Below are 23691 nucleotides of genomic sequence, written 5' to 3' on the forward strand. Positions count from 1 at the left end.
ACCGATGGGCACCATCAAGCTCCACCACGCCAACATCGACGAGGCGGCCGACGCCCTGCAGCAGGCCGGCCAGGGCCTGCAGGGCGCCATGACCGACTTCGAGACGGCCGTCACGACCGCCCAGCACGAACTCCTGGGCGACCTCGCCGCCGCCGCCCAGACCTTCCAGACCACCCTCAACACCCAGAACACGGCGATGAACAACGACATCGTCCAGGGCGCCGGCATCCTGCGTGAGATGCACGGCCTGCTGCGCGCCGCCGACGCGAGCGGCGCGGCGGGCATCGGCTGATGAGCACGCCGTCCACGGTGCCCGAGGTCGCCACTCTCAGCGTCAACCACGACGACCTGAAGGACTTCGCGTACAAGGTCCTGGCGGCCTGCCTGACCCGACTGGAGACCGACCCCGGTTTCAAGGCCATGATGGCCTTCGCGGGCAAGAGCGGGGTCGGCAAGGACGCCCTCTTCACCGAGCTGCTGACCGGGCAGTTCGAGAGCGGGATCCACCTGCACGACCTGTTCGCCTCCAACCTGGCCGGCAGCGTGCTGCAGGACTTCACGAAGTTCCACCAGCAGCTGGCCAAGGCCCAGGACGACATCTGGTCCTTCCTGCAGCAGATGGACGCGGCGCACGAGGACGCCCTGACGGCCGCCGAGATGATGCAGATCCTCCAGGACGTCATCGGCGCCGGCAGTGGCAGCGGTGGCGGCGGCGGGGGTGGCGGCGGCGGAGCAGGGGGCGGCGGAGCCGGTCCGTAACCGCCCGCCGCCGGCCCGCCGATCCCCGCACACCCGACCCCGCTGGAGAACCCCGTGACCACCCCGTCCTCCTCCCAGACGACCATCCCCTGGGAGGACATCCTCGCCGCCTTCAACTCCAAGAAGACGCCGGTGGACATCGTCAAGCGGGCGGACGTCGCGGGCGCCAAGGCCGCCCCGTGGCTGACCGGGAGCTTCAGCAACGAGAGCGGGTACTTCGACAACAGTTTGAAGAAGGACAACCCGAACAACCAGAAGACGGGCGCCGACGGGAAGCCGGCCGACGTCTGGTGGGTGATGAACTTCATCGACGGGTACGCCCCGCACCACTTCCTGATCTCGATCCACATCGACTACTCGAAGTGGGGCAACGACCCCACCGGCCCGCTGTCCAGGTTCAACTGGCAGAGCGAGGACATCCTGCTGCCGATCCTGCCCGACGCGGACGCGCTGACGGGGGAAAACGTCAGCACCAAGGGCAACGACGTCATCCACCCGCAGAGCCTGCTGGCCGCCTCCACCGCGATCGACGACACCAAGAAGTGGCTGACCGCCCAGAGCAAGGACGCCAAGGACTGGGCCACCAAGATCAATGCCCCGGACAGCAGCTGGGAGGGCGACGCGGCCGGCGAGTTCAAGATGCTCCTGCAGCGCTTCGCCTACGAACTCGACGACCTGAACAACCAGTTGACCGCGACGGACTACGCGTCGATGCTGAAGAAGGCGGCCCACCAGATCGGGGTCACCATCGACGCGCTGCACCGCGCGCGCAATAGCTGGTACGCGGCCGGCTTCCCGTACCAGTGCATCCTGGAGGTCCTGACGGAGGTCATGACCAAGAGCCCGCCGGCCTGGACCGGGAGCAAGGACGGCTGGAGCTACACCACCGAACTCGGCGACCCGCACACCGACGCCTTCTACACCGCGCTCGACGCCCGGGCCAAGGCCCGGTGGCTGGACAAGGTCTCCACCATGCTCGACATACCCGGCAACGCCACGATGACCGACCTTGGGACCTCCTACCAGCCGCTGATCGGCAAGCTGTACTTCGGGCTGGTGCCGGTCGGGCTCACGCTCCCGCCCAAGGACGCGCCGGACCCCAAGGACGTGCCCAACCCGAAGGACGTGCCCAACCCCAAGGACGTGCCCAACCCGCAGGACGGCGGCTCCGGGGCCGGGGACGGCGGGACCGGGGACGGCGGCGCGGGCGGCGGCAAGCACCAGAACCTGAACCTCGGCGGCCCCCCGCCGCCGCCGGTCATCGGCGGCAGCGGCACCGGCGGCACCGGGGGCGGCACGGGCGCCGGCGGCGGGGACGGCGGCGGAGCCGGCACGCCGATCCGCGACAAGGACGGCAAGCCCCTCCTCGACAAGGACGGCAAGCCGATCCTGCTGCCCCCCGGCGGCTACATCGGCGACGGCGGCAAGGTCTACGACGCCAACGGCAAGGAGGTGCTCGGCAAGGACGGCAAGCCGGTCGTCGTCCCCCCGGGCGCGAACGTGCCGGCGGGCACCGGCGGCGTCTACGGTGCCAACGCCAAGGTGCCCAAGGGCTCGACCGTGCGCGAGGACGGCACGGTGGTCGACGCCGCGGGCAAGCCCGTGCTGGACGCCAACGGCAACCCGTACGTCCTGGAGAAGGGCGGCTCGATCGCCCAGGACGGCACCCTGCTGGGCGCCGACGGCAAGCCGATCCCCGACTACCTCCAGCGCTCCCGCGACCTGCAGAGCGCCTGGAACTCGATGGGCTCCGGCAGCGGCGGCGTCGGCAGCGGCGGCACCGGGGGGACCGGCGGCACCGGGGGCCTCGGCGGCTTCCCGCACGGCTCCTCCACCGACACGCCCTGGACGCTGGACCTCGGCTCCGGCGGCACCGGCAGTTCCTTCACCCCCCTGCCCGGTCTCTTCGGCGGCCTCGGCTCCGGCGGCGGCATCCCGGCCTCCACCGGCTCCGGCGGCGCCTCCGGCCCCCGCATCCTCGGCTCCGGCGCCGGCCTGGGCCCCCACGTCGAGGACAACTTCACCCAGGGGCCCGGCGGCAGGTCCGGCCCCGCGGCGAGCGCGGCCGCCGCCGAGAGCGCCGCCGCGGAGAAGGCCGCCGCCCAGAAGGCCGCCGCGCTGGCCGCCGAGGAGCAGGCCGCCATGCGCGGCCAGTCGGTGTCCACCACCGGCGGCGGCATGCCGATGGTGCCGCCGATGGGCGGCGCGGGCATGGGCGCCGGCGGCCAGGGCGAGAAGGCCCGCCAGCGCACCACCTGGCTGGCCGAGGACGAAGAGGTGTGGGGCACCGAGACCGGCGCGGTCAGCGGCGTGATCGGCCGCTGACCGGATGAGGACCGGATGAGGACCGCAGAGCTGAACAGGAGAGACATGTCGTACGCGTTCGAGGACCAACTGAACCAGGCCCTGGCCGACTTGGCGGAGCAGCAGGCCAAACTGGCCGAGTCCACCCGCAAGATGCAGGCGATGACCGCCGAGGCCACCAGCAAGGACCGGATGGTCACCGCGAAGGTCGGCCCGCAGGGCGAACTGCTCGCGCTGAACTTCCACACCACCGCCTACCAGTCCATGGCCCCGGCCGAGTTGAGCGCCCTGCTCAAGGACGTCCTCAACGAGGCCAAGGCCCGGATGGGCGAGCGGATCACCGCCGAGATGCGCAGCTTCGAGGGCGTCGGCCAGAGCCTGCGGATGAACTTCACCGGCGAGCGCGGCGACGAGGACCCGTTCGCGGCCACCGCCGGCCTGGACCTGGAGACGCTGCTCGCCCCGCTCACCGCGATGCGCCCCGGCGCCGGCCGGGCCGTCAAGTCCGTCAGGCAGGAGGAGTTCAATGGGTGACACGCTGCGGCTGGACGGCGACGCGAGGAAGGCGTTCAGCAACTTCGAGGAGGTGTCCGCCCTGGTCGGGAAGATCTCCGTGGAGATGGAGGACATCCACACCAAGAACGTCCAGGCCGGCGGCGGCGACGACATCGGCAAGCAGTACCACGACAAGATCGACAAGCCGGCCGAGGACCTGTACGGGCTGACGACGAGCATCAAGGCCAAGATCGACGCGATGGCCAAGCACGGCCAGGACACGGTCACCCTCTTCCAGGCCGCCGACCAGCACGGCGTGGACCTGGCGACGTAGCGCCCGCCCGCCCGGGTCCGCCCGCCCCTCGTCGTACCGCCAGCCCTTCCCTGCCGTCAGCTCCGTCCCCGGAGGCCCCGCGCCGTGTCCCACTCCTCGATCCACGTCTCCCCGGGCCTGGCGCAGTTCTTCCACATCATCAGCGGCATGCCCTGGCCGGAGTCCGACGAGGGGCTGCTGCGCGACGTCCGGGACGACTACCTCGCCCTGGCCGACGACCTGCCGAAGCTGGCCGGCTACATCCAGGACGCGGTGAAGAACTGCGACCAGCGGATCGAGGGCAAGACCGCCGACGCCTTCCGCAAGGAGTGGAGCAAGTTCGTCGGCACGGACAGCCAGCCCGGCCCCCTCGACCAGACCCATGACCTCTGCACCCAACTGGCCGACCTGGCCAACAAGGTGGCCCTCAGCGTCGAGTACACCAAGTGGATGGCGATCGGCCAGCTCGTCCAGCTGATCCTGGAGATCGCCATCGCCATCGCCTGGTCGGTCTTCACCGGCGGCGCCTCGCTCATCGAGCTGGAGTGGCAGAAGATCCTGACCCGGCAGTTCCTGCTCCAACTGGTCAAGAAACTCGTCCAGTTGATCGTGATGCACACCTTCGGCGGCATCATCGGCGGTCTGCTGCTGGACGCGATCATCCAGGGCATCCAGTTCAACCGCGGCGACCGCCACGAGTGGGACACCGACCTCACCAAGCAGGCCGCGATCTTCGGCGCGATCAGCGGCGCCATCGGCGGCCCGCTCAGCATCCTGGGCGAGGGCCTGGGCAAGCTGCTCGGCGCCGGGCTGAGCAAGCTGTTCATGAAGACCGTGCTCGACGACATCATCAAGGGGCTGACCGGGGGCCTGGGCAAGGAGATCGGGGAGGGCGCCGCGGGCGACGCCGCCAAGGGCGCGCTCAAGGACCTCACCAAGGGCGCCGCGGGCGACCTCGCCAAGGGCGGGCTCAAGGACCTCGGCAAGGGTGCGCTCAAGGACCTCGGCGAGGGCGCCGTGGGCGGCGGCGCCAAGGGCCTGGAGAAGGGGGCCGGCGAGGACGTCGGCCGGCTGCTCGGCAACGAGGCCGCCGAACGCTTCGCCGGCGGCCTCTCCAAGCTCCTGAAGGACAACGCCGACTACCTGGCCAAGGGCTTCAAGGCCGGACGCCGCACGGGCGCCGCGATGGGCGAGAAGTTCGCGCGCCAGCTCGGCGACCTCTTCGTGACCGAGCTCGGCGCCGAGATCGGCGAGAAGTTCGCCCGGGAGATGGGCGAGCAGATCGGCCGCCAGTTCGCCGAGCACTCGCTCAAGACGGTGGCCAAGCAGGCCAGTCGGGAAGCGCTCACCGAGGCCCTGGAGAACCTCGCCAAGAAGGACAGCAAGCTGGTCGCGCTCACCCCCGAGCTCAAGATGCTGGTCGACAAGATGCCCGAACTCGCGGGCGGCATCAACACGATGAACAAGTGGTTCCACATCGGGCAGATGCTGGGCGGCCAGTTGGAGTCGGGCGTCAACCAGTACCTCACCGAGGGCATCTACAACACCATCTACAACGGTGAGTGGCAGGCCAACGGGATGAGCTTCGTCGGCGGCTTCATGATGTCCGGGATGCACCACATGATCATGGGCCTCGCCTCGCCGCTGACCGCCCGCTACGCGGACTTCGTCCGCAGCCTGGACAGCTCCCGGATCGAGGAGAACGGCGAGTACTACAGCACCTTCCACCCGCTGAACTTCCTCGCGGTGATCAGCACCATGGGCGGCCACCCGGTGTCGTTCCCGGTACGCCGGCCCGGGCACATCAGCGAGATCCTCGGGGAGACGGTGTCCCCCGAAGGAGTCCTCGCCAACCCCGAGGGCAAGACCGGCTTCCACGCCTCCGTCGACGGGGGAGGGGACCCGAAGGCCCCCCACCGGCAGGTCAGGACCCAGTCCGAGGACGACAGCGCCGCCGCCTACAAGGCGTCGAAGACCGGGACCCCGACGAAGGGCAAGACCGAGAGCACCGGGTCCGGCGACACCGCCCCGGGCGGCTCCAAGGGCGCGAACGGCGACGGGAAGCGCGGTACCACCGCGACGTCCTCCGCGGAGGCGGACGGTCAGGGCGGCACCGGGAAGCCGAAGCCGCCGCCCAAGCCGCGCCCGGAGCACCGCACCACCGTCGTCGAGGAGGGCTCCGAACCGCCCCTGCACCTGCCCTCGACCGCGACCGAGGGCGGTGGGGGCGGGCACGCGAAGTCGCCGTCGCAGCCGCAGCCGCACGCCAACGACGGCGCCCGCAACGAGTCCACCACCCAGCCGACGGTCCGCACCAGCTCCGGCGGCGGCACCGCGCCGGCCCACCCGGGCCGTCCCGACCCGCTGAACCCCGAGCCGCACCGCCCGGACCCGGACCGCCCGGACCACCAGGACCCGCTGAACCCCGACCCGAAGAACGTCGACCCGCACCGTCCGGACCCGAAGAACCCGGACCCGAAGAACCCCGACCCGAAGAACCCCGAGCCGGACCGTCCCGACCCGCAGAACCCGCTGCCGCCCGCCACCCCGCCGCGCGACCCGAAGCCGGACGTGCCCGGCGGCCGGCACACCCCCGACACCGCCCCGATCCCCTCCACCACCGACTCCGGCCGCCCCTACCACCGCGTCGAGGCGCCCGAGCACGCCGAGCGGCCCGACGCCGACGAGCGCCGCGCCAACTGGCAGGACCGGCAGCGCTCCCTCGCCGAGGAGCACGACACCCGGCTCGCCGAGGCCGAGGCACGGGAGGCGACGCGCCTGGCCGTCGAGGAGAGCGTGACGGTGGGCGCCTCCCGCCTGGCCCGGGAACTGCGCCCCCTCGTGACGCCGGACACGCCGGTGTGGCGCCGGGCCGCGGAGTCCATGCGGGAGGACATCGAGGCGCGCCCGCACGAGCGGGAGGAGATCCTCTCCTCCGCCGCGGACCGCCTGGAAGTGGCCGGCGGGCGCGAACTCGCCCTCACCTTCGCCACCCGCCGCTTCGACCAGCTGCTGGTCCAACACGGCTTCGGCCCCGAGCACGGCGGCGGTCACACCTGGGCGCAGAACCGCCGCGAGGCCACCGAGCGCTTCCGGGCCGACGCCGAACAGGACATCGCCCAACTGTTCACCGCCCGCACCGACTTCACCCCCGAGCGCAACGCCCTGGCCGCCCGGGCGATGGCGCGCCGCCTGCGGGAGGCCGCCCGGGACCTGGGGGCACGCCGGGAGCTCGTCGAGGCGATCGAGCTGTCGGACGCGGCGGCCGCGATCTGGCCGAAGCCGCTCTCCGAAGACCGTGCCATGGTGGTCAGGCCGGCCGAAACGCCGCGCGAAGCAGTGGACGCCACCGCCGACACCACCTGGTCGAAGGAACTTCCGGAACGGGACCACGCGCTGCTGGAAGCGGCCGGTGTGTCGAAGGACGCCCGCCTGTCGCTGGAGACCCGGGCACGGGTGGCCGAGGTCCTGCGGGAGCGGATCGAGAGCCGGTACGGCGAGCAGGAGGACTACCGGCCGATCGAGGAGGAAGGCGGCGAGGAGCTCGCCCCCGTCGACCTCAGGCTCCGGGGCCGGGGCCGGCTGAAGGCGGACCTCAAGGAGACCTTGGAGCACCACCGGGCAGGGCTGGCCCACGACTTCGCCGTCGAGGTGGTCCGCGAGACCGTGCAGAAACGCTCCACCGACGCCGTGGACGCCGCGGCCGCGGCGTGGAAGGACACCGCCGCCGACCAGTTCGGCGCCGAGGCGCTGCGCGAGCTCGGCCTGACCGACGGCCCGTCCCCGCGCGCGCTCACCGCCGCCCGCGCCGACCTCGACCGCCGCACCGAGCGCCTGGTCATCGAGCACACCGCCGCCGACCACGACCCCGCCCAGCTCAAGGCGGAGCTGGACCGCCTCACCTCCCCGGCCGAGGTCAACCGCCTGCTGGCCCTGCACGGCGCCCGCGAGGAGGCGCTGCGCGCCGCCGAGGACACCGCCCGCGCCGAGGTCCCGCACGACCTGGGCGGCCCGCAGGACACCGAGCGCGGCGACGACGCGGCCGCCGTCGAGATGGCCCTGGGCCGACCCATCCGCACCGGCGCCTCCGAGCCCTCCGCCTCCAGCGCCGCCCGCCGGGTGCGCGAGGGCTACACCGAGCGGATCCGCGCCACCTTCGAGGAGACCTTCCGCTCCCTGTTGCGCGACCCGGACGCCGACCACCGCACCGGCCTGACCGAGCAGTTGGAGATCTGGCAGCGCAAGCGCGACCGGCTGACCAGGGGCCTGGAACAGCACGTGGCCTTCGAGCGCGACGTCCTGCCCGCCCGCGAGCACGCCGCCGCCGGCTACGACCGCCTCGCCGAGGACCGCAAGGTGCCGGAGGAGGAGGCCCGCAAGCTCAAGACCGAGTACGGCGACGAGTTCTTCGACGCCTACCGGGAGCACTGGGCACCGAAGGACCTGAACGGCGAACACTGGCGCGGCCACGAGGCGGTCAACGAGAACGTCTTCGGCCGCCGCCCCGAGCCCAAGCCCGAGCCCAAGCCCGAGCCGAAGCCCGAGCCGAAGCCCGAGCCGAAGCCCGAGTCGAAGCCCGACCCCAAGCCGGAACCCGACAGCAAGCCCGACCCCGGGAACACCCTCGCCGGCCCGCTCACCCTCGCGGGCACCCCCCACCCCACGCACGAGGACGAGGACGGACGCTCCCGGGACAACCACGAGGAGGAGCCGGAGGGCCCCTACCCGGTGGCGCAGCGCACCCCCGCCAAGGCCCCGCTGAAATCGGACGAATCGGACGATGACTGGGGGACAGGCAGTCAGAACAGCGATCGCGAGGACGTGTGGACGGCAACGGTGCGCCCGAGCGCCCAGAACATCCAGGCCGCCGACACCCCCGAGCCCGCCCAGCCGGTGGCTGAGCAGAGCTCGTTGATGAACCCCCCCGGCGAGCCGCTGGGCGACGGCCCATTCCAGGCCGACACGCTGTGGCGCGGCAACGACCGGCTTCCAAGCTTCTACATCCAGGGCCACGACTTGATGACGTGGCCCGTCGCGGGCAGCCCGTCCCTCTCGGAGGACCCGGCCGCGTGCTTTCGGTACACGGCCGAGCGGGAGGCCGAGCGGCTGAGTCTCATCGTCGCCCGGGCCGATCAGGTACGGAATGACAACGAGGCCGGGGGAGCGGAACGCCAGGCGGCCCAGCTGCTGTTCGACACGCACGGGGTACTGCACGGAGACGGTTGGTCGCCTGCCTACATCAGCGAGTTCCTCCACCTGCAGATGCGGCTGCGCGCCAGTGACGTGTTCTCGCGGTTCCCGGAGCAACTGTTCGAACAGCACCCGCTGCCCCAGGACGGGGGTTTCGTCCCGCGCTACCGCATGCTGACCGGCTACCGGGAGGCTCCGGACGGCGGGATGACGGTGGCCGATGACGGCGGCTCGATGCGGGGCACCGACGGCGCCTCCGAAGCCTTCTACACGTGGCTGAGCGATGTGGCGGGCGGCGATCCGGGCTACATCCTGGCCTGGGAGGATAGCCAGGGCGGTGGATCCTGGACGGGGGCCCCGCTGTTCGCGAAGCTCATGTTCGGCCACTTCCGCCCGGGGGCCGGCGGGGCGCAGCACGAGTACCTCTGGCGCAATCTCGGCAAAGAGCACAACCTCGAATACTCGCAGGGCTACTTCCGCAGCATGGTGGCCCAGCACGTCTTCACCCACGAGTTCCTGAGGACGACGGAGCTGCCGAACGTCAACCGCGAGACGGGACAGGTCACCCTGTTCCGGCTGGAGGACCAGGGCTATATCAACGACGAGTTCGGTGCCGACAACCTCCACGAGGGCCAGGAGCTGCAGCTGCAGCGCGGGCCGCTCGAGTCGTTCAGTCTGCTGACGCCCTTCAAGGAACCGACCGATACGGAAGGCGTCTTCGGGCCGTACTACGTCACGCTCCAGACCGTTCCGATCCACCGGGTGTTCGGGACGAACCTGCAGAGCCGGCACGGCGCCCCCACCCGTCCGATCTTCCTCGGTGAGGACGAGTTCGTGGCGATGTCGACCGGCCACGAGATCACCTTCAACGGCACGACCGTGCCCCTCACCCCGCGTCAGCGGGCCGAGCAGCACCCCACTGAGGCCAACGAGGCCGCCCTGGCCCCGCCCACCGTCCTGCCCCCGCTCGCCCCGGCCCACGCCGAGCCGCCCGCGTCCGCAGGCCCGCTGCTGCCCGCCTCCGCCTGGGCCGACATCCGTACGCTCGCGCCGCCCGCCCGGATGGACACCGTGCGCTTCGACCCCCGGGTGCGCGGCCAGGCCGGCCCCGGCGCCATCGCCGGTCCCGGGGTGCGCGAGCAGTACGAGAACCGGCAGCGCAGCCTCGGCGGCCTGCACGGCGCCGACACCGCGATCCGCTACGACGCGCGGCGCTTCGAGGCCCAACCGGGCCACTGGGTCACCGAGTTCACCCTGAACCTGCACCTTCAGGGACCGGACGGCCGCCCGTTGGAGCAGGCCGCCGCCGCCCGGATGCTCGACCGGACCCGGGCGGTGGTCGCCGACCGCTTCAACGAGCGCTTCCGCCTGCCCGGCGGCGACCAGGTCCACCTGCGGGTCGAGAGCGCCCAGGACGCCGCCGGCGCCCACCAGAGCATCACGGTCCTGCCCGGCAACGGGCGCAGCGACCAGCTCCACTGGTACGACCAGAGCCCGCCCGGCGTGCTGCTGCACGAGGCGCTGCACTTCCTCGGCCTCCCGGACGAGTACGTCGAACCCGCGGCCAGGCCGGGCGACGCCTTCGCGCTGCGCCGCCGCGACCGCTGGGCGGGCGAGAACGGCGTCATGGGCAGCTCCGCCCACCGCGACGACTTCACCGTCCTGCCCCGCCACCTCCAGCGCATCGAGGACGTCCTGCACTCGGGCCCGGTCCTGCGCGACCTGACCCACGGGCAGTACCGCTCCCACCACGACACGACGGCGGACGCCCCGGCCCTCGGAGAGCACCCCTCCCACGACGACCCGCCGGCCCGGGAGAGTGGCGCCGGCGGCCTCCTGGCGCCATCTGCCGCACCGCCGCTCGCCGCCGATCCGGTCGCGGTGGACCTGGCCCGGCGTCACCTGGACGCCGCGGACCAGAACCCGGCGCTGCACCAGTTCATGGGCTGGATCAAGGGCGGCGGGTACACGAGCAAGCGCGACGAAGAGGGCATGATCGCGATCAGGACCGGGGATCGGTACGAGTCCCTGCTCGGCGACGTGCAGAGGTTCCTCGACCACGCGCAGGCGCTGCACCCGGCCGAAGGGCAGCCGGCGGGGGAGTCCCTGCGGCTGTACCGGGCGGTGCGGATGGACCCCGAATCCCGGGGCCGGGACGGCTTCACCGAACTGCTGCCCGCCTCCACCTCCTTCAGCCGGGAGTTCGTCCAGGACTGGATGTCGAACGGGGGCGGCGGCGACAACTACGCGCTGTTCGAGATCAACGTGCCGCTGTCCCACCCCATGCTGGCGCTGTCCTTCCCACCGGGCCACACCAGGGCCCAGGGCGACCCGGAGCCGGTGAACGAGAGCCAGTCCGAGGTGACGCTCGGCCCGAGCCGCCTGACCGTCACCGGCCGGGACGACGAGGGAGGCTTCCACGTCATCCGGGTGGACGCCGAACCCATGACGGTCGCCGACATCCGCACCGAGGTCGACAACTGGACCAGTCCCATGTCGATGCCGGTCGCGTTCGAGAAGTTCACCCGGTTCTACAGTGAGGGCTCGCTGCGGGCCGCCTACTCCCGCGTCCTGGAGCCCCACCACCGCATCACGGAGACGTGGTCCGCCGACGGTAACCGGAAGACCGTCAAGATCGAGCACCCCCGCGATCCGCGCAACCAGTTCACCGAAGTGACGATCCACCACAAAGGCGATTCCGTCTCGCTCCACTGGCGCTTCCGCGACGAAATGCTCCACGGAGAGGAACCGCACGAGGGGGATCCGATGGACTACGGCGCCCACAACATCGGCACCGTGAGCGTGAGCCTGCGCTCCCAGAAGCTGAACGAGAACACCAGCTTCGAGTCCATCGACCTCCCCTACGACTGGTACGACCTCGACCACCCGCCCGAGGAGGAGCAGGCGGTTCAGCCTCTGGCGGACCCGAACGCCGACGACCTGCGCCAGCCCGCAGCCGCGCCCCCGGCCCCGGTCGACCCGGTCGCGGTGGACCTGGCCCGGCAGCATCTCGACGCCGCGGCCCAGAACCCGGATCTCCACCAGTTCATGGGGTGGATCAAGGGCGGCGGGTTCACGAGCAAGCGTGACGACGAGGGCATGATCGCGGTCAGGACCGGAGAGCGGTACGAGTCCCTGCTCGGCAAGGTGCAGAGGTTCCTCGACCACGCGCAGGCGCTGCACCCGGCCGAAGGGCAGCCGGCGGGGGAGTCCCTGCGGCTGTACCGGGCGGTGCGGATGGACCCCGAATCCCGGGGCCGGGACGGCTTCACCGAACTGCTGCCCGCCTCCACCTCCTTCAGCCGGGAGTTCGTCCAGGACTGGATGTCAAACGGGGGCGGCGGCGACAACTACGCGCTGTTCGAGATCAACGTGCCGCTGTCCCACCCCATGCTGGCGCTGTCCTTCCCACCGGGCCACACCAGGGCCCAGGGCGACCCGGAGCCGGTGAACGAGAGCCAGTCCGAGGTGACGCTCGGCCCGAGCCGCCTGACCGTCACCGGCCGGGACGACGAGGGAGGCTTCCACGTCATCCGGGTGGACGCCGAACCCATGACGGTCGCCGACATCCGCACCGAGGTCGACAACTGGACCAGTCCCATGTCGATGCCGGTCGCGTTCGAGAAGTTCACCCAGTTCTTCAGCGACCGCTCGCTGCGGGCCTCCTACGCCGGCGACCTCGGGCCCTTCCACCGCATCAGCGAGACGTCGTCGCCGGACGGCCTCACGAAGACCGTCAGGATCGAGCACTCCCACGAACAGCTGGCCGGACAGTTCCTGGAAGCGACGATCCGTCATGAAGGCGAGTCCGTCTCCATCCTCTGGCGCTCCAGCGAGGACACGGAGCCGCGGGAGCCGATGGTCTACGACGCCGACAGCATCGGCACCGTGAGCGGGGGCCTTCGCTCGCAGAAGCTGGCCGAGAACCCCAGCTTCGAGACGCTGGACCTCCCCTGGGACTGGTTCGACTACCGGATGCTCAATCCGGAGGAGGTCGGACAGTCGCTGTCGGACTTCGGCGGCGCCGCCGCCGGCTGGCGCATCGGCCCCAGCGACGTGCCGCAGGCCGAGCGCGACGCGCTGCGGAACTTCCCCGAACAGCCCGGGGTGTTCGTCCTGCCCGTGCACACGGACGAGGCCACCGGCCTGCCGGTCGGGCCCGAAGGCGACACGCTGACGGCCTACCAAACGGCGGGCGTCCTGTACGGCCTCCACCGCTCCGGGGCCTGGAACGGCACCGACACCGTGCAGTTCGTGGCGTGCAACCTGGGCGGCGGTCCGGCCCGCGAGTTCGGCGCCGAAGTGACGGAATGGCTTGAGGAGTTGGGCCTGGGGACCCACGTCCTGGACGCGACCGGCCCGGTGTTCTTCGCCCCGCGCGGCAACGACGGTCCCGGGCACCTGGTGGTCGCCTCCGCCGTCGGCTTCACCGAGGACGGCCGCCCGGCGATGGCCGCCGGCGGCCACTGGCGGGACCACTGGGCGGTCCGGAACGACGACGGCGACATCGTCGTCCGCACCGAGGACCGCGGCGCCTACCGGGCGCCGGAAGACGGCACCTTCCACGACCACCCCGACGACCACGCCCTGGTGGAGTCGATAGCCCCGGAACACCGCAACGAGCAGGCGGTGAGCTTCCTCCTGCCGACCGAGCAGCAGACCGCCGCCGGGGTGGCGCTGTCACAGCGCCACCTGACCGCCGCCCCACCCGGCAGCGAACTGCGCCGGTTCATGGGGCGGATCCAGAACGGGGCCTTCACCAACCTGCGCAACCCGGCCGGCCGGCTCGTCCAGCGCGAGGGCACGGTGACCTTCGACCAGACGATGGCCGACCTGCAGAGGTTCTTCGACGAAGCGGAGCCCCTCCGCCCCCCGGAGGGGCACCCGGACGCCGAGGGAACCGTGCTCCTGTACCGCGCGGTGAGGATGTCGGCGGAGACACGGCAGCAGGAGAGCTTCACGGAGATCGTGCCGGCGTCCACCACCTACGACCGGCCGTTCGCCCAGGGCTGGATGTCGGTTCCCGACCGCTACGCGCTGTTCGAGATCGAGGTGCCGCTGTCGCACCCCATGCTGGCGCTGTCGTTCCCGCGCGGGTTCGCCGAGCAGCAGGGCCGTCCGGCGGAGGTGAACACGGCCCAGTACGAGGTGACGCTCGGCCCGACCCGGCTGACGGTGACCGACCGGCAGGAGGACGGCGACTACCACGTCATCCGGGCGAGGGCCGAGTCCATGACCATCCAGGAGGTCCAGGCCACGATCGCGGGCTGGGTGAACGACACCCCCATCGAGGACGTGTTCGACCTGTTCGCCGGGTTCTACAGCGAGCAGGCGCTGCGTGCCGCCTTCCGGAGCGACCTGCGGGACGAGTTCCGCATCGCCGAGCACCTGTCCGAGGGCGGGCGGGAGAAGACGGTCGTGATCACCTCGCCCCACCCGAAGGTGACCGGCCAGCACACGACGGTGCACCTCGCCCTGGACGAGGGCGGGACCCTCCTGGTCCGGATCCAGAACAGCGACAACGAGGCCTGGGGCGAAGACCCGACGGAGGCCCAGTACACGGTCACGAACCTCCACGAGGTGCTCCAGGACCTCCGGGACGGCACGCTGGCGACGGTCGCTCCCTTCGACACGATCAACCTCCCGTTCGACTGGTGGGGAGTCGACCCGGTGCCGGCGGCGGGCGAGGTCGGCAGGCCCCTCAGCGCGTTCGGCGGCCCCGCACACGGCTGGTGGCTCAGCAGCTCCGAGCCGTCGGAGGCGGACAGGCACGCCCTGGTGCGCTTCCCCGCGCAGGAGGGCGTTTTCACCCTGCCGGTGCACACCGACCCCGCCACCGGCAAGCCGGTGCACATCGACCCCGACACCGGCCTGCCGATCGGCGAGCTGACCGAGGACCACGTCGTCGGGGTCCTCGCCGGACTGCGCGCGGGCGACGTCTGGAACGGCACCGACCGGCTGCAGTTCGTCTCCTGCAACCTCGGGAGGGCGCCCGGGCTCGAGTACACCACCGAGGTGATGCGCCAGCTCGGCCTCGCCGACCTGGGCAGCAGTGCGCTGGTCGCGACGGGCCCGGTGTTCTTCGTGCCGCACGTGGAGGGCGGGCACGTCGTGGAGGGCCCCGGCCACCTGGTGGTCGCCTCCGAGGTCGGCTACACGGCCGACGGCCTGCCGGCCATCGTCCCGGGCGGGCACTTCCGGGAGGTCGCCCGGCCCCTGGAGGAGGGCCAGGCGAACGTGACCGCGGAACGCGGGGCGCACCTGCCCCCCGGCGGCGGCGCGGACCGTGAGCGCCCCGAGGGCTACGTCCGCGCGGACCCGGGCACCCTCGACCCCCACCGCGGGCTGGAGGGCGCGCTGGCCTTCGGGAGGAAGAGCAAGAAGCAGACCGACCCCGCTCCCCCCGTGGTCAGGGACCCCGACCCCGAGGTCAGGGCCCCCGACCCCGAGGTCCAGGGGACGCCGGCCCCCGAGACCAACACGTCCGAGGCGGTCGAGAACGCACTGTCTGGCGACACGTCGACGGTGACGAAGCAGGACAAGGGCAAGGGCCGGGCCGTGGACGAGGAACCCGCCGTCGTGGAAGCGGGACCGGAACCCGACTCCGCGGAGGCGGCGAGGAAGTACCTGAACGACGCCCTCCTCGAACCGCTCTTCGCCAACACCGACTGGCTGCCGACCCATGTCGTCCTGGGCCTGGAGCTGAAGGGCAACAAGAGCTGGCACACGGACGAGTCCGTCCAGAGCGGGTTCGACGAGAAATTCGACACAAACGTTCGATCGTACGAGGCCGCCAAACGATGGGGGGAGAAGAACCACACGACTCAGCAGTACTACGACGCGGAGGTGAAGGGGCTGGCGAAGGCCTACCGGCAGATGGGGGACTGGGGCTACCCGCAGGTCGCCCACAACGCGATGAAAGCGAGCGGCGATCAGCCTGAGGGCGTGCTCACCGTGCTCTCCTCCCGCGGTACGTGCGACAGCTGCAAGCACGTCGTCGCCGAGGACTTCCGCAACGCGTTCCCGAACATCAGCGTCTACGTGGCCTACGCGAAGCACAACTCGAACTCGGGCTGGTCACAGGCAGATCGGGTGTTCAAACAGGGCGGTGCCACGTGGAAGGGCCAGATCGACTACGGCTGGAAGGAGGAGGAGATGACCAACCTCAACTCCACCAGCACGCATCTGCACACGGGCTGGGAGGTCGTCTTCAAGTACTTCCCCTCGAAGAACGGCCAGACCGACTGGGAGCGGCGGCTCGTGGACAGGGCGGCCGAGGAGAAAGCCGCGAAGCAGCGCGCGGAGGAGGAAGCACGACGGCAAGCCGAGGAAAGGGCAAGGGAGTTCGAGAACAACGCCGCGGACACCGTCAACAAGGCGCTCAAGGTGATGCCGGCCAAGAGGGTCACGGCTTTCGCCAACAGCTACAAGGGCACCCCGGAGAACTTCATCAAGGAGCTGAACAAGCACATGAAGTCGAGCCCCTTGGGGTGGAAGACCACCCCCGAGTTGGAGGCCGCCCTCCTGGCCTGGTTCAAGCGGGACCGGCGGCCCGACCTCACCGGCACCTGACGGTGAACGCCGTCCGCACCGCCGCCCGTTGACCGGGTGAGGGTGCCCCGGCGCGCGGGGCCACAGGTGACCGGGGCGGGAAATGGGGCAGGGCGTGGAGCAGCGGCAGCAGCGGGCGGCGGGGGAGTTCCGGCTGGCGGCGGTGTTCGACACGGTCGACCCGGTCGCCGGGCCGGGGTTCTCGCCGGACCACGAGTTGGTCCGGGACCCGGCCGAACGGGACGCGCTGGCCGGGTACTTGAACGCCGGGGCGGAGGTGCTGGTGACGCCGGCGCTGATGGACGACATCTTCGACACCTCCCGCCGGGCCACCGTCCCGATGAACTACCGCACCGACGGCGAGTGGATCTGGACCGACACCGTCACCTACTACCTCCAGGAGTACGACCTCGCCCCCGAGCCCGGGCTGCTCGCCCACCTGCGCGAGCGCACCGGGCCGTGCCCGCGGCCGTCCCCGCAGACCCTCCAGCGGGCGGTCGACTTCGTGCTGCGCCCGCCGCGCCCGGCCGAGCCGGCGTGGCGCCTGGAGACCAGCTGAACCCGGCGCGCCATGCCGCCCGTCGCTACGGGTAGGGCCCATGTCCCGTGCCGGGTCCGGTCGATGACGACCGGACCCGGCACGGGACATGGGCATCGGGCGTCGTGGAGGGTCAGGGAGTGCGGGTGGGCAGGGAACGGAGCGCGCGGGGGAGCGGGTCGTCGGGCGGGGGCATCCAACTGCCTGCCGTGGCCTGGGCGGTACCCGAGCCGGCGGCTGAGTCCGGGGCGCCGGACGCGGGTGCGGCCGGTGCCCCGGGGCCGGCCCCGGCGGCGGTGGGTGCCGCCGGAGCGGTGCCCCCGGTCCGGGAGAGCGGTGCAACGGCGGCGGGCGCGGGCACGGCCCGGCCCGGGGTGACGGCCGCGCCCGTGCCGGAGGCGGCGGGCGGGCAGGAGGGCGCTGGGCGGCGCATCCCCAAGCCGATGGTGGCCGCCGCGGTGCTGGCCGGCCTGGTGCTGGTGGGGGTGCCGCTGGGGGTGGCCGGCCTGGGCGGGGACAACCCCGGCCCGCACGGCGCCGACGGGCCGCCGCCCGCCGGGTTCTCCCAGCCGGACGGCGGCGGCAACGGGTACGTCCCCGGCGCCGACGGGCCCGGGAACCCGGCCGGTGACCAGCCGCTGCAGCCGGGCCAGCCCGGGCAGCCCGCGGATCCCGGCCAGCCGGCGCCCGGCGCCCCCAACCCCGGGGACGGCGTGGTGCCCGCCGCCGCGGCCCTCGGCGCGGCCCTGCCCGGCGACCAGGGCGGCCACGGGAGCCCGGCCACCGGCCGCACCGCCGCCGACACGCCGGCCGCCCCGGGCGCGCCCGCGCCCCAGAACGGCGGCCAGAACACCGGCCAGGGCGGCGGGCAGGGCGCGGGCCAGGGCGGCGGCCAGGGCACCGGGCAGGGCGGCGGCGCGGCGCAGACCAAGCCCCAGCAGCCCGCCCAGCCCCAGCCCCCGGCCCAGCCCCCGGCCAAGTCCACCCCGCCCGCCCCGCCGCCCGCGCCCACCTACAGCGCCGTCGCCGGCCCGGGCTGCGGCGGATCGACGTCCATGCAGCAGAACGGCTGGTTCGACGACGGGCAGAAGGGCTGGCGCAAGAACTCCGGCGGCTACAGCGGCGACGGCTGCGGCGGCGGCTTCACCTCGATGCCGATGTCCGGCGCCGCCAACAAGGACGACAACAGCAACTCGGTGGTGTGGACCTTCAACACCGGCTCGCTCACCTCCGGCAGCTGCCGGCTGTCCGTCTACGTCCCCAACAGCGGTGACATCAAGGCCGTCGGCGGCGCCCCCACCTACTACACCGTGCAGGGCCGCTCCTTCGAGGTGAACCAGGTCTCCTCCCGCGGCCAGTGGGTCTCGGCGGGCACCTTCCCGCTCAGCGGCGGCCGCATCGCCGTCACGATGCACAGCCGCGGCCAGGACTGGGTCGGCGACACCGTCAAGACCTGGGCCCACCACGCCGCCTCCGCCGTCAAGGCCGACTGCACCGGCTGACCCCGGCCGGCGAGAAGCACCGGCAGCACCACCCGCACCACCAGCACCACCTGCCCACGAACGACGGAGGAGAACGCCCCATGACCCGCCATGTGCTGACGGTCGGTGCGGAGCCGCGCGACGGCGGCTACCGCACGATCGGCGCCGCCCTGGAGGCGGCCCGCAGCGGAGCGGTGATCAGCGTCCGCCCGGGCCGCTACGACGAGAACCTGGTGATCACCAAGATGGTGACCATCACCGCCGAGGAGGCCCGCGGCAGCGTGCGCATCTCCCCGCGCCGCGGCGCCGTCGTCCAGGTCGTGGCCGAGGCCGTCCAGCTCACCGGCCTGGTCCTGCAGGGCCAGGACGAGGAACTGCCCACCGTCGACGTCCCGCGCGGCCAGGCCGCCCTCCAGGACTGCGAGGTCGCCGGCAACTCCTGGACCGCCCTGCTCACCCGCCAGCAGGGCTCCCTGGCGATGCGCGGCTGCCGCGTCGTCAACCCGGCCGGCGCCGGCATCGTGGAGACCTCCACCGGCACCAGCGTCATCGAGGACACCGTCATCGAACACCTCGGCAGCTCCGCCGTGGTGATCGGCGAGAAGGCCAACCCGGTGGTGCGCAACTGCGTGCTGCGCGACGCCCGCGGCAACGGCGTGTGCGCCAACGGCGAGGGCCGCGGCACCATCGAGGACTGCGAGATCTCCGCCACCGACAAACCCGCCATCGCTCTGGAGGAGCACAGCACCACCCGCGTCCTGCGCACCACCGTGCGCGACGTCGCGCTCGGCGTCTACATCAGCTCCGCCGCCCAGGTCCTGCTGGAGGACTGCGCCCTGGACACCACCCGCGGCCACGGACTGGTCCTGGCCGGCGGCACCGACCCGCTGGTGCGCCGCTGCCGCACCACCCGCACCAAGGGCCACGGCATCCACGTCACCGGCCGCTCCCGGGGCCGCTTCGAGGAGTGCGCGGTCGCCGACGCCCACGGCACCGGCATCCTGGTCGACGAGTCCTCCAGCCCGGTCCTGACCCGCACCACCGTCACCGCCGGCGCCGGCGACGCGGTGGACCTGACCGGCGAGAGCGCCGCCGAGTTCGACCGCCTGGAGGTGCGCGGCGCCGCCGGCACCGGGGTGCTCGTGCGCGAGGGCGCCAACCCGCTGCTGCGCCGCCTGGACGTCGCCGAGGTCGGCGGCCACGGCGTCGAGGTGCTGCGCGAGGGCCGCGGGCGCCTGGAGTCCTGCCTGCTGGGGGCGGGCGCCCGCGCCGCGCTGCGGGTCGCCGACGGCGGCAACACCCAGGTCGGCGCCACCACCGTGCGCGGCAGCAGCGGCAACGGCAGCGGCAGCGGCACGGCGGCAGCGGTCAACGGGGTCGAGATCGGCCCCGGCGGCCTCCTCTCGCTGCGCGACTGCGACATCGCCGACTGGAGCGGCGACGGCCTGCTCGTCGAGGAGGACGGCGAACTCACCGCCGCCCGCACCCGGATCCACGGCAACCGCCGCCACGGCGCCCTGCTCGCCGCCGGCGCCCGCGCCGCGCTGACCGGCTGCGAACTGACCGACAACGCCCGCGACGGGCTGCGCGTGGACTCCGAGGAACCGGTGCGCGTCACCGGCTGCACCGTCACCGGCAACCGCGGCTCCGGACTGCGCCAGACCAGGCCCGGTACCCGCCTCGCCGTCCAGGACCTCACCAGCCGCGACAACGCCCACGCCGACAGCCACGGCAGCGCCGAGGCCCACCCCGTGGCCGCCGCCCCCGGCACCCGCCCGGCCGGCGCCGACCCCGGCCACCAGGGCCCCGCCGACCCGCAGCCCGCCGGCGCCGAGCCGCCGCCCCCGGACCCGGAGGGCCCGCAGGCCGCCCTGCAGGCCCTCGTCGGCCTGGAGGGCGTCAAGGAGCAGGTCGCCACCCTGGTCAACCTCAACAAGCTGGCCCGGCGCCGCGAACAGGCCGGCATGCCCGCCCTCCCGATGGGCCGTCACCTGGTCTTCGCCGGGCCGCCCGGCACCGGCAAGACCACCGTCGCCCGGCTCTACGGCTCGATCCTGGCCGAGCTCGGGGTGCTGCGCAGCGGCCACCTGACCGAGGTCGCCCGGGCCGACCTGGTCGCCTCCATCGTCGGCGGCACCGCCATCAAGACCACCGAGGTGTTCAACGAGGCCCTGGGCGGGGTGCTGTTCATCGACGAGGCGTACACCCTGTCCGCCGGCTCCGGCGGCACCGGCCCGGACTTCGGCCGCGAGGCGATCGACACCCTGGTCAAGCTGATGGAGGACCACCGCGACGACGTCGTGGTGATCGTGGCCGGCTACGAGGACGAGATGCGCGAGTTCCTCTCCTCCAACCCGGGCCTGGCCTCCCGCTTCAGCCGCACCGTGGAGTTCCGCAACTACTCGGCGCAGGAACTGGTCACCATCGTGCGCCGGGCCGCCGAAGCCCACGGCTTCGACCTCGCCGAAGCCACCGTGGAGGCCCTGGGCACGCACTTCACCCGCATGCCCAAGGGCGCGGACTTCGGCAACGGGCGCGCGGCCCGGAAGGTCTTCGAGGAGATGGTCGACCGCCAGGCCTCCCGGCTGGCCGCCCTCGCCGAGGTCACCGACGCCGACCTGCCGCTGCTGCTGCCCGAGGACCTCGGCGCCGCGGCCGCCGCCGGCCCCGGCACCGGCACCGGCGGCACCGGCGGCGGCAGCGAACTGCTGGCGCAGCTGCGGGAGATGGTGGGCCTGGCCGCCGCCAAGGAGCAGGTGGAGAACCTGGTCAACCTGATCACCCAGGCCCGCCGCCGCGAGGAGGCCGGCCTGCCCGCCGCCAGGATCAGCCACCACCTGGTCTTCGCCGGCCCGCCCGGCACCGGCAAGACCACCGTCGCCCGCCTCTACGGCGCCCTGCTCGCCGAACTCGGCGTGCTGCCCACCGGCCAGCTGGTCGAGACCGCCCGCGCCGACCTGGTCGGCCGCTACATCGGCCACACCGCCCAGCTCACCCGGGACGCCTTCGAACGCGCCCGCGGCGGCGTGCTGTTCATCGACGAGGCCTACACCCTCACCCCGCGCGGCGGCACCGCCTCCGGGGACTTCGGCCAGGAGGCGGTGGACACCCTGATGAAGCTGATGGAGGACCACCGCGACGAGGTCGTGGTGATCGTGGCCGGCTACGAGGACGAGATGCGCGGCTTCCTCGCCTCCAACCCGGGCCTGGCCTCCCGCTTCCCCCAGCAGATCGCCTTCGACCACTACAGCGCCGACGAACTCGTCACCATCGTCGCCCGCCAGGCCGAGGCCGCCGGCTACCTCTGCGCCCCCGAGACCCTCACCACGCTGGCCGCCCTGTGCGCGGCCGTCCCCCGGGACCGCAACTTCGGCAACGGCCGCTTCGCCCGCCAGACCCTGGAGTCGATGCTCACCCGCCAGGCCGGCCGGCTGGCCCGCCTGGAGGTCGGCGACGTGTCCGAACTGAGCCTGCTGCTCCCGCAGGACGTCCCCGCCCTGCTCCAGGGCAGCCCGGCGTGACGGCCCGTCTCCGCACCGCCCTCGCCGTCCTGGCCGCCCTGCCCGTCCTCGCCGCCCCGCCCGTCCTGGCCGCCCCGGCGGCCGCCGCCTCCGGCGACCCCTCCGCCCTGCCCGTGATCGCCCAGAACCGCTCCGCCGCCCGCCCGGGCGAGTGCCTCAAACCCTCCGACAAGGCCACCGACCGCACCCCCTGGGCCCAGACCTACCTGCACCCCGAGGCCGCCTGGCCGCTCAGCCGCGGCACCGGGGTGACCGTCGCCGTCGTCGGCTCCGGCGTCGACGGCACCTCCGGCGTCCTGGGCGAACGCCTGGTCACCGGCCCGCGCGAGTACGGCACCGGCGACTCCACCCGCGACTGCGTCGGCCACGGCACCTTCCTCGCCGGACTGATCGCCGCCCGCCACCAGGACGGCACCGGCTTCGCCGGCATCGCCCCCGAGGCCCGCATCCTCGCCGTGGCCGTCACCGACGACACCGGCGCCACCACCCCGGCCCTGCTCGCCAAGGGCATCCGCGACGCGGCCGACGCCGGCGCCCGGGTGATCGCCTCCGCCCTGCCCCTGCCCGCCGGCGACCCCGCCCTCGACGACGCGCTGCGCCACGCCGACGGCAAGGGCGCCCTGGTCGTCGCCCCGGCCGCCTTCGACCAGGGCAACGCCGCCGTGGCCTCCGCCCCGTCCCAGGTGCTCACCGTCGCCGCCCTCGCCCCGGGCGGCACCGCCCCGGGCGGGGGCGGGGGCACGGGCAGCGGCGGGGGCAGCGGTACCAGCGGCAGCGGCGCCGCCGTCACCGCCGTCACCGCCCGGGACACCCCCGCCCCGGCGGGCACCCCGGCCGGCCCCCGGGTCGACCTGACGGCCCCGGGCGAGGCGATGATGAGCACCGGACCGGCCGGCCGGGGCTACTTCACCGGCAGCGGCCCCAGCTTCGCCACCGCCGTGGTGGCCGGCACCGCCGCCCTGCTGCTCGGCTACCACCCCGACCTCGACCCCGCCCACCTGCGCGACCGCCTCGAATCCACCGCCTACCACCCCGGCACCGCCCTGCCCGACCCCCGCCTGGGCTACGGCACCGTCGACCCCCTGGCCGCCCTGACCACCGCCGTGCCCGCCGCCCCGGCCGCCGCCCCGCCGCCCGCCACGGCCCCCGCCCTCCAACCCCCGGCCCCGGACCCCGCCCCCCAGCAGGCCGCGACCGTCGCCGCCGCCGTCCTCGCCACCGTCGTCCTCACCCTCGGCCTGGCCCTCCTGGTCACCACCGCCCGCCGCCACGCCTGGCGCCCCCGCGCCTGGAAGCCCTGACGGCCGAGGGCGGAGCCGTTGCGGCCCGCTGGCTGTATCGACCACGGGCGTTGTCGACGGCGGTCGATACAGCCGGGGCCCGTCCGCCGATTCCCGCCGGGTGCGCGGCGTCGGGGCACGCACCTCGCCGCCCCGGCCTTCGGCCCCGGCCTTCGGCCCCGGCCTTCGGCCCCGGCCTTCGGCCCCGGCCTTCGGCCCCGGCCTTCGGCCCCGGCCTTCGGCCCCGGCCTTCGGCCCG

Annotated in this window: 10 protein-coding genes; all 10 read left to right on the forward strand. The window is 73.1% G+C overall.

Annotated features, from left to right (window positions below; all coding sequences use genetic code 11):
• Window positions 1–4 precede the first annotated feature (4 nt).
• A complete protein-coding gene (locus ACIP4P_RS37910; protein ID WP_400926825.1) occupies window positions 5–292 on the forward strand; it encodes a hypothetical protein in 288 nt (95 codons plus the stop codon).
• Entirely contained in the window at window positions 292–759 is a 468-nt protein-coding gene (locus tag ACIP4P_RS37915) for a hypothetical protein (RefSeq protein WP_400926828.1), read from the forward strand. Before ACIP4P_RS37910 ends, ACIP4P_RS37915 begins: the two co-directional genes overlap by 1 nt.
• 54 nt (window positions 760–813) lie before the next feature.
• Window positions 814–3084 carry a hypothetical protein gene (locus ACIP4P_RS37920; protein ID WP_400926831.1) on the forward strand — a complete coding sequence of 757 codons (2271 nt, stop codon included), beginning with the start codon at window positions 814–816 and terminating at the stop codon, window positions 3082–3084.
• Between the two features lie 45 nt (window positions 3085–3129).
• Complete coding sequence (locus ACIP4P_RS37925; RefSeq protein WP_400926834.1) at window positions 3130–3597, forward strand: YbaB/EbfC family nucleoid-associated protein; 468 nt, start codon at window positions 3130–3132, stop codon at window positions 3595–3597.
• A complete protein-coding gene (locus tag ACIP4P_RS37930; RefSeq protein ID WP_400926837.1) occupies window positions 3590–3892 on the forward strand; it encodes a hypothetical protein in 303 nt (100 codons plus the stop codon). The genes ACIP4P_RS37925 and ACIP4P_RS37930 overlap by 8 nt, the downstream gene beginning before the upstream one ends.
• Window positions 3893–3976: 84 nt before the next feature.
• Window positions 3977–16633, forward strand: coding sequence for a hypothetical protein (locus ACIP4P_RS37935; protein ID WP_400926840.1), 12657 nt, complete (start codon window positions 3977–3979; stop codon window positions 16631–16633).
• Between the two features lie 94 nt (window positions 16634–16727).
• Window positions 16728–17171: a hypothetical protein gene (locus ACIP4P_RS37940; protein WP_400926843.1), complete on the forward strand. Its 444-nt coding sequence runs from the start codon at window positions 16728–16730 to the stop codon at window positions 17169–17171.
• Window positions 17172–17359: 188 nt separating this feature from the next.
• Window positions 17360–18652: a hypothetical protein gene (locus ACIP4P_RS37945; protein WP_400926846.1), complete on the forward strand. Its 1293-nt coding sequence runs from the start codon at window positions 17360–17362 to the stop codon at window positions 18650–18652.
• Between the two features lie 80 nt (window positions 18653–18732).
• A complete protein-coding gene (locus tag ACIP4P_RS37950) occupies window positions 18733–22152 on the forward strand; it encodes a right-handed parallel beta-helix repeat-containing protein (RefSeq protein WP_400926849.1) in 3420 nt (1139 codons plus the stop codon).
• Complete coding sequence (locus ACIP4P_RS37955) at window positions 22149–23453, forward strand: S8 family serine peptidase (protein ID WP_400926852.1); 1305 nt, start codon at window positions 22149–22151, stop codon at window positions 23451–23453. The genes ACIP4P_RS37950 and ACIP4P_RS37955 overlap by 4 nt, the downstream gene beginning before the upstream one ends.
• Window positions 23454–23691: the final 238 nt, after the last annotated feature.

Source organism: Kitasatospora sp. NPDC089509 (assembly GCF_044749365.1).
Lineage (GTDB): Bacteria > Actinomycetota > Actinomycetes > Streptomycetales > Streptomycetaceae > Kitasatospora.

Excerpts from the sequence above, each read along its gene's own strand:
- ACIP4P_RS37910 (WP_400926825.1), top strand. The coding sequence starts at position 5 with ATGGGCACCATCAAGCTCCACCACGCCAACATCGACGAGGCGGCCGAC.
- ACIP4P_RS37915 (WP_400926828.1), top strand. The coding sequence starts at position 292 with ATGAGCACGCCGTCCACGGTGCCCGAGGTCGCCACTCTCAGCGTCAAC.
- ACIP4P_RS37925 (WP_400926834.1), top strand. The coding sequence starts at position 3,130 with ATGTCGTACGCGTTCGAGGACCAACTGAACCAGGCCCTGGCCGACTTG.
- ACIP4P_RS37930 (WP_400926837.1), top strand. The coding sequence starts at position 3,590 with ATGGGTGACACGCTGCGGCTGGACGGCGACGCGAGGAAGGCGTTCAGC.
- ACIP4P_RS37950 (WP_400926849.1), top strand. The coding sequence starts at position 18,733 with ATGACCCGCCATGTGCTGACGGTCGGTGCGGAGCCGCGCGACGGCGGC.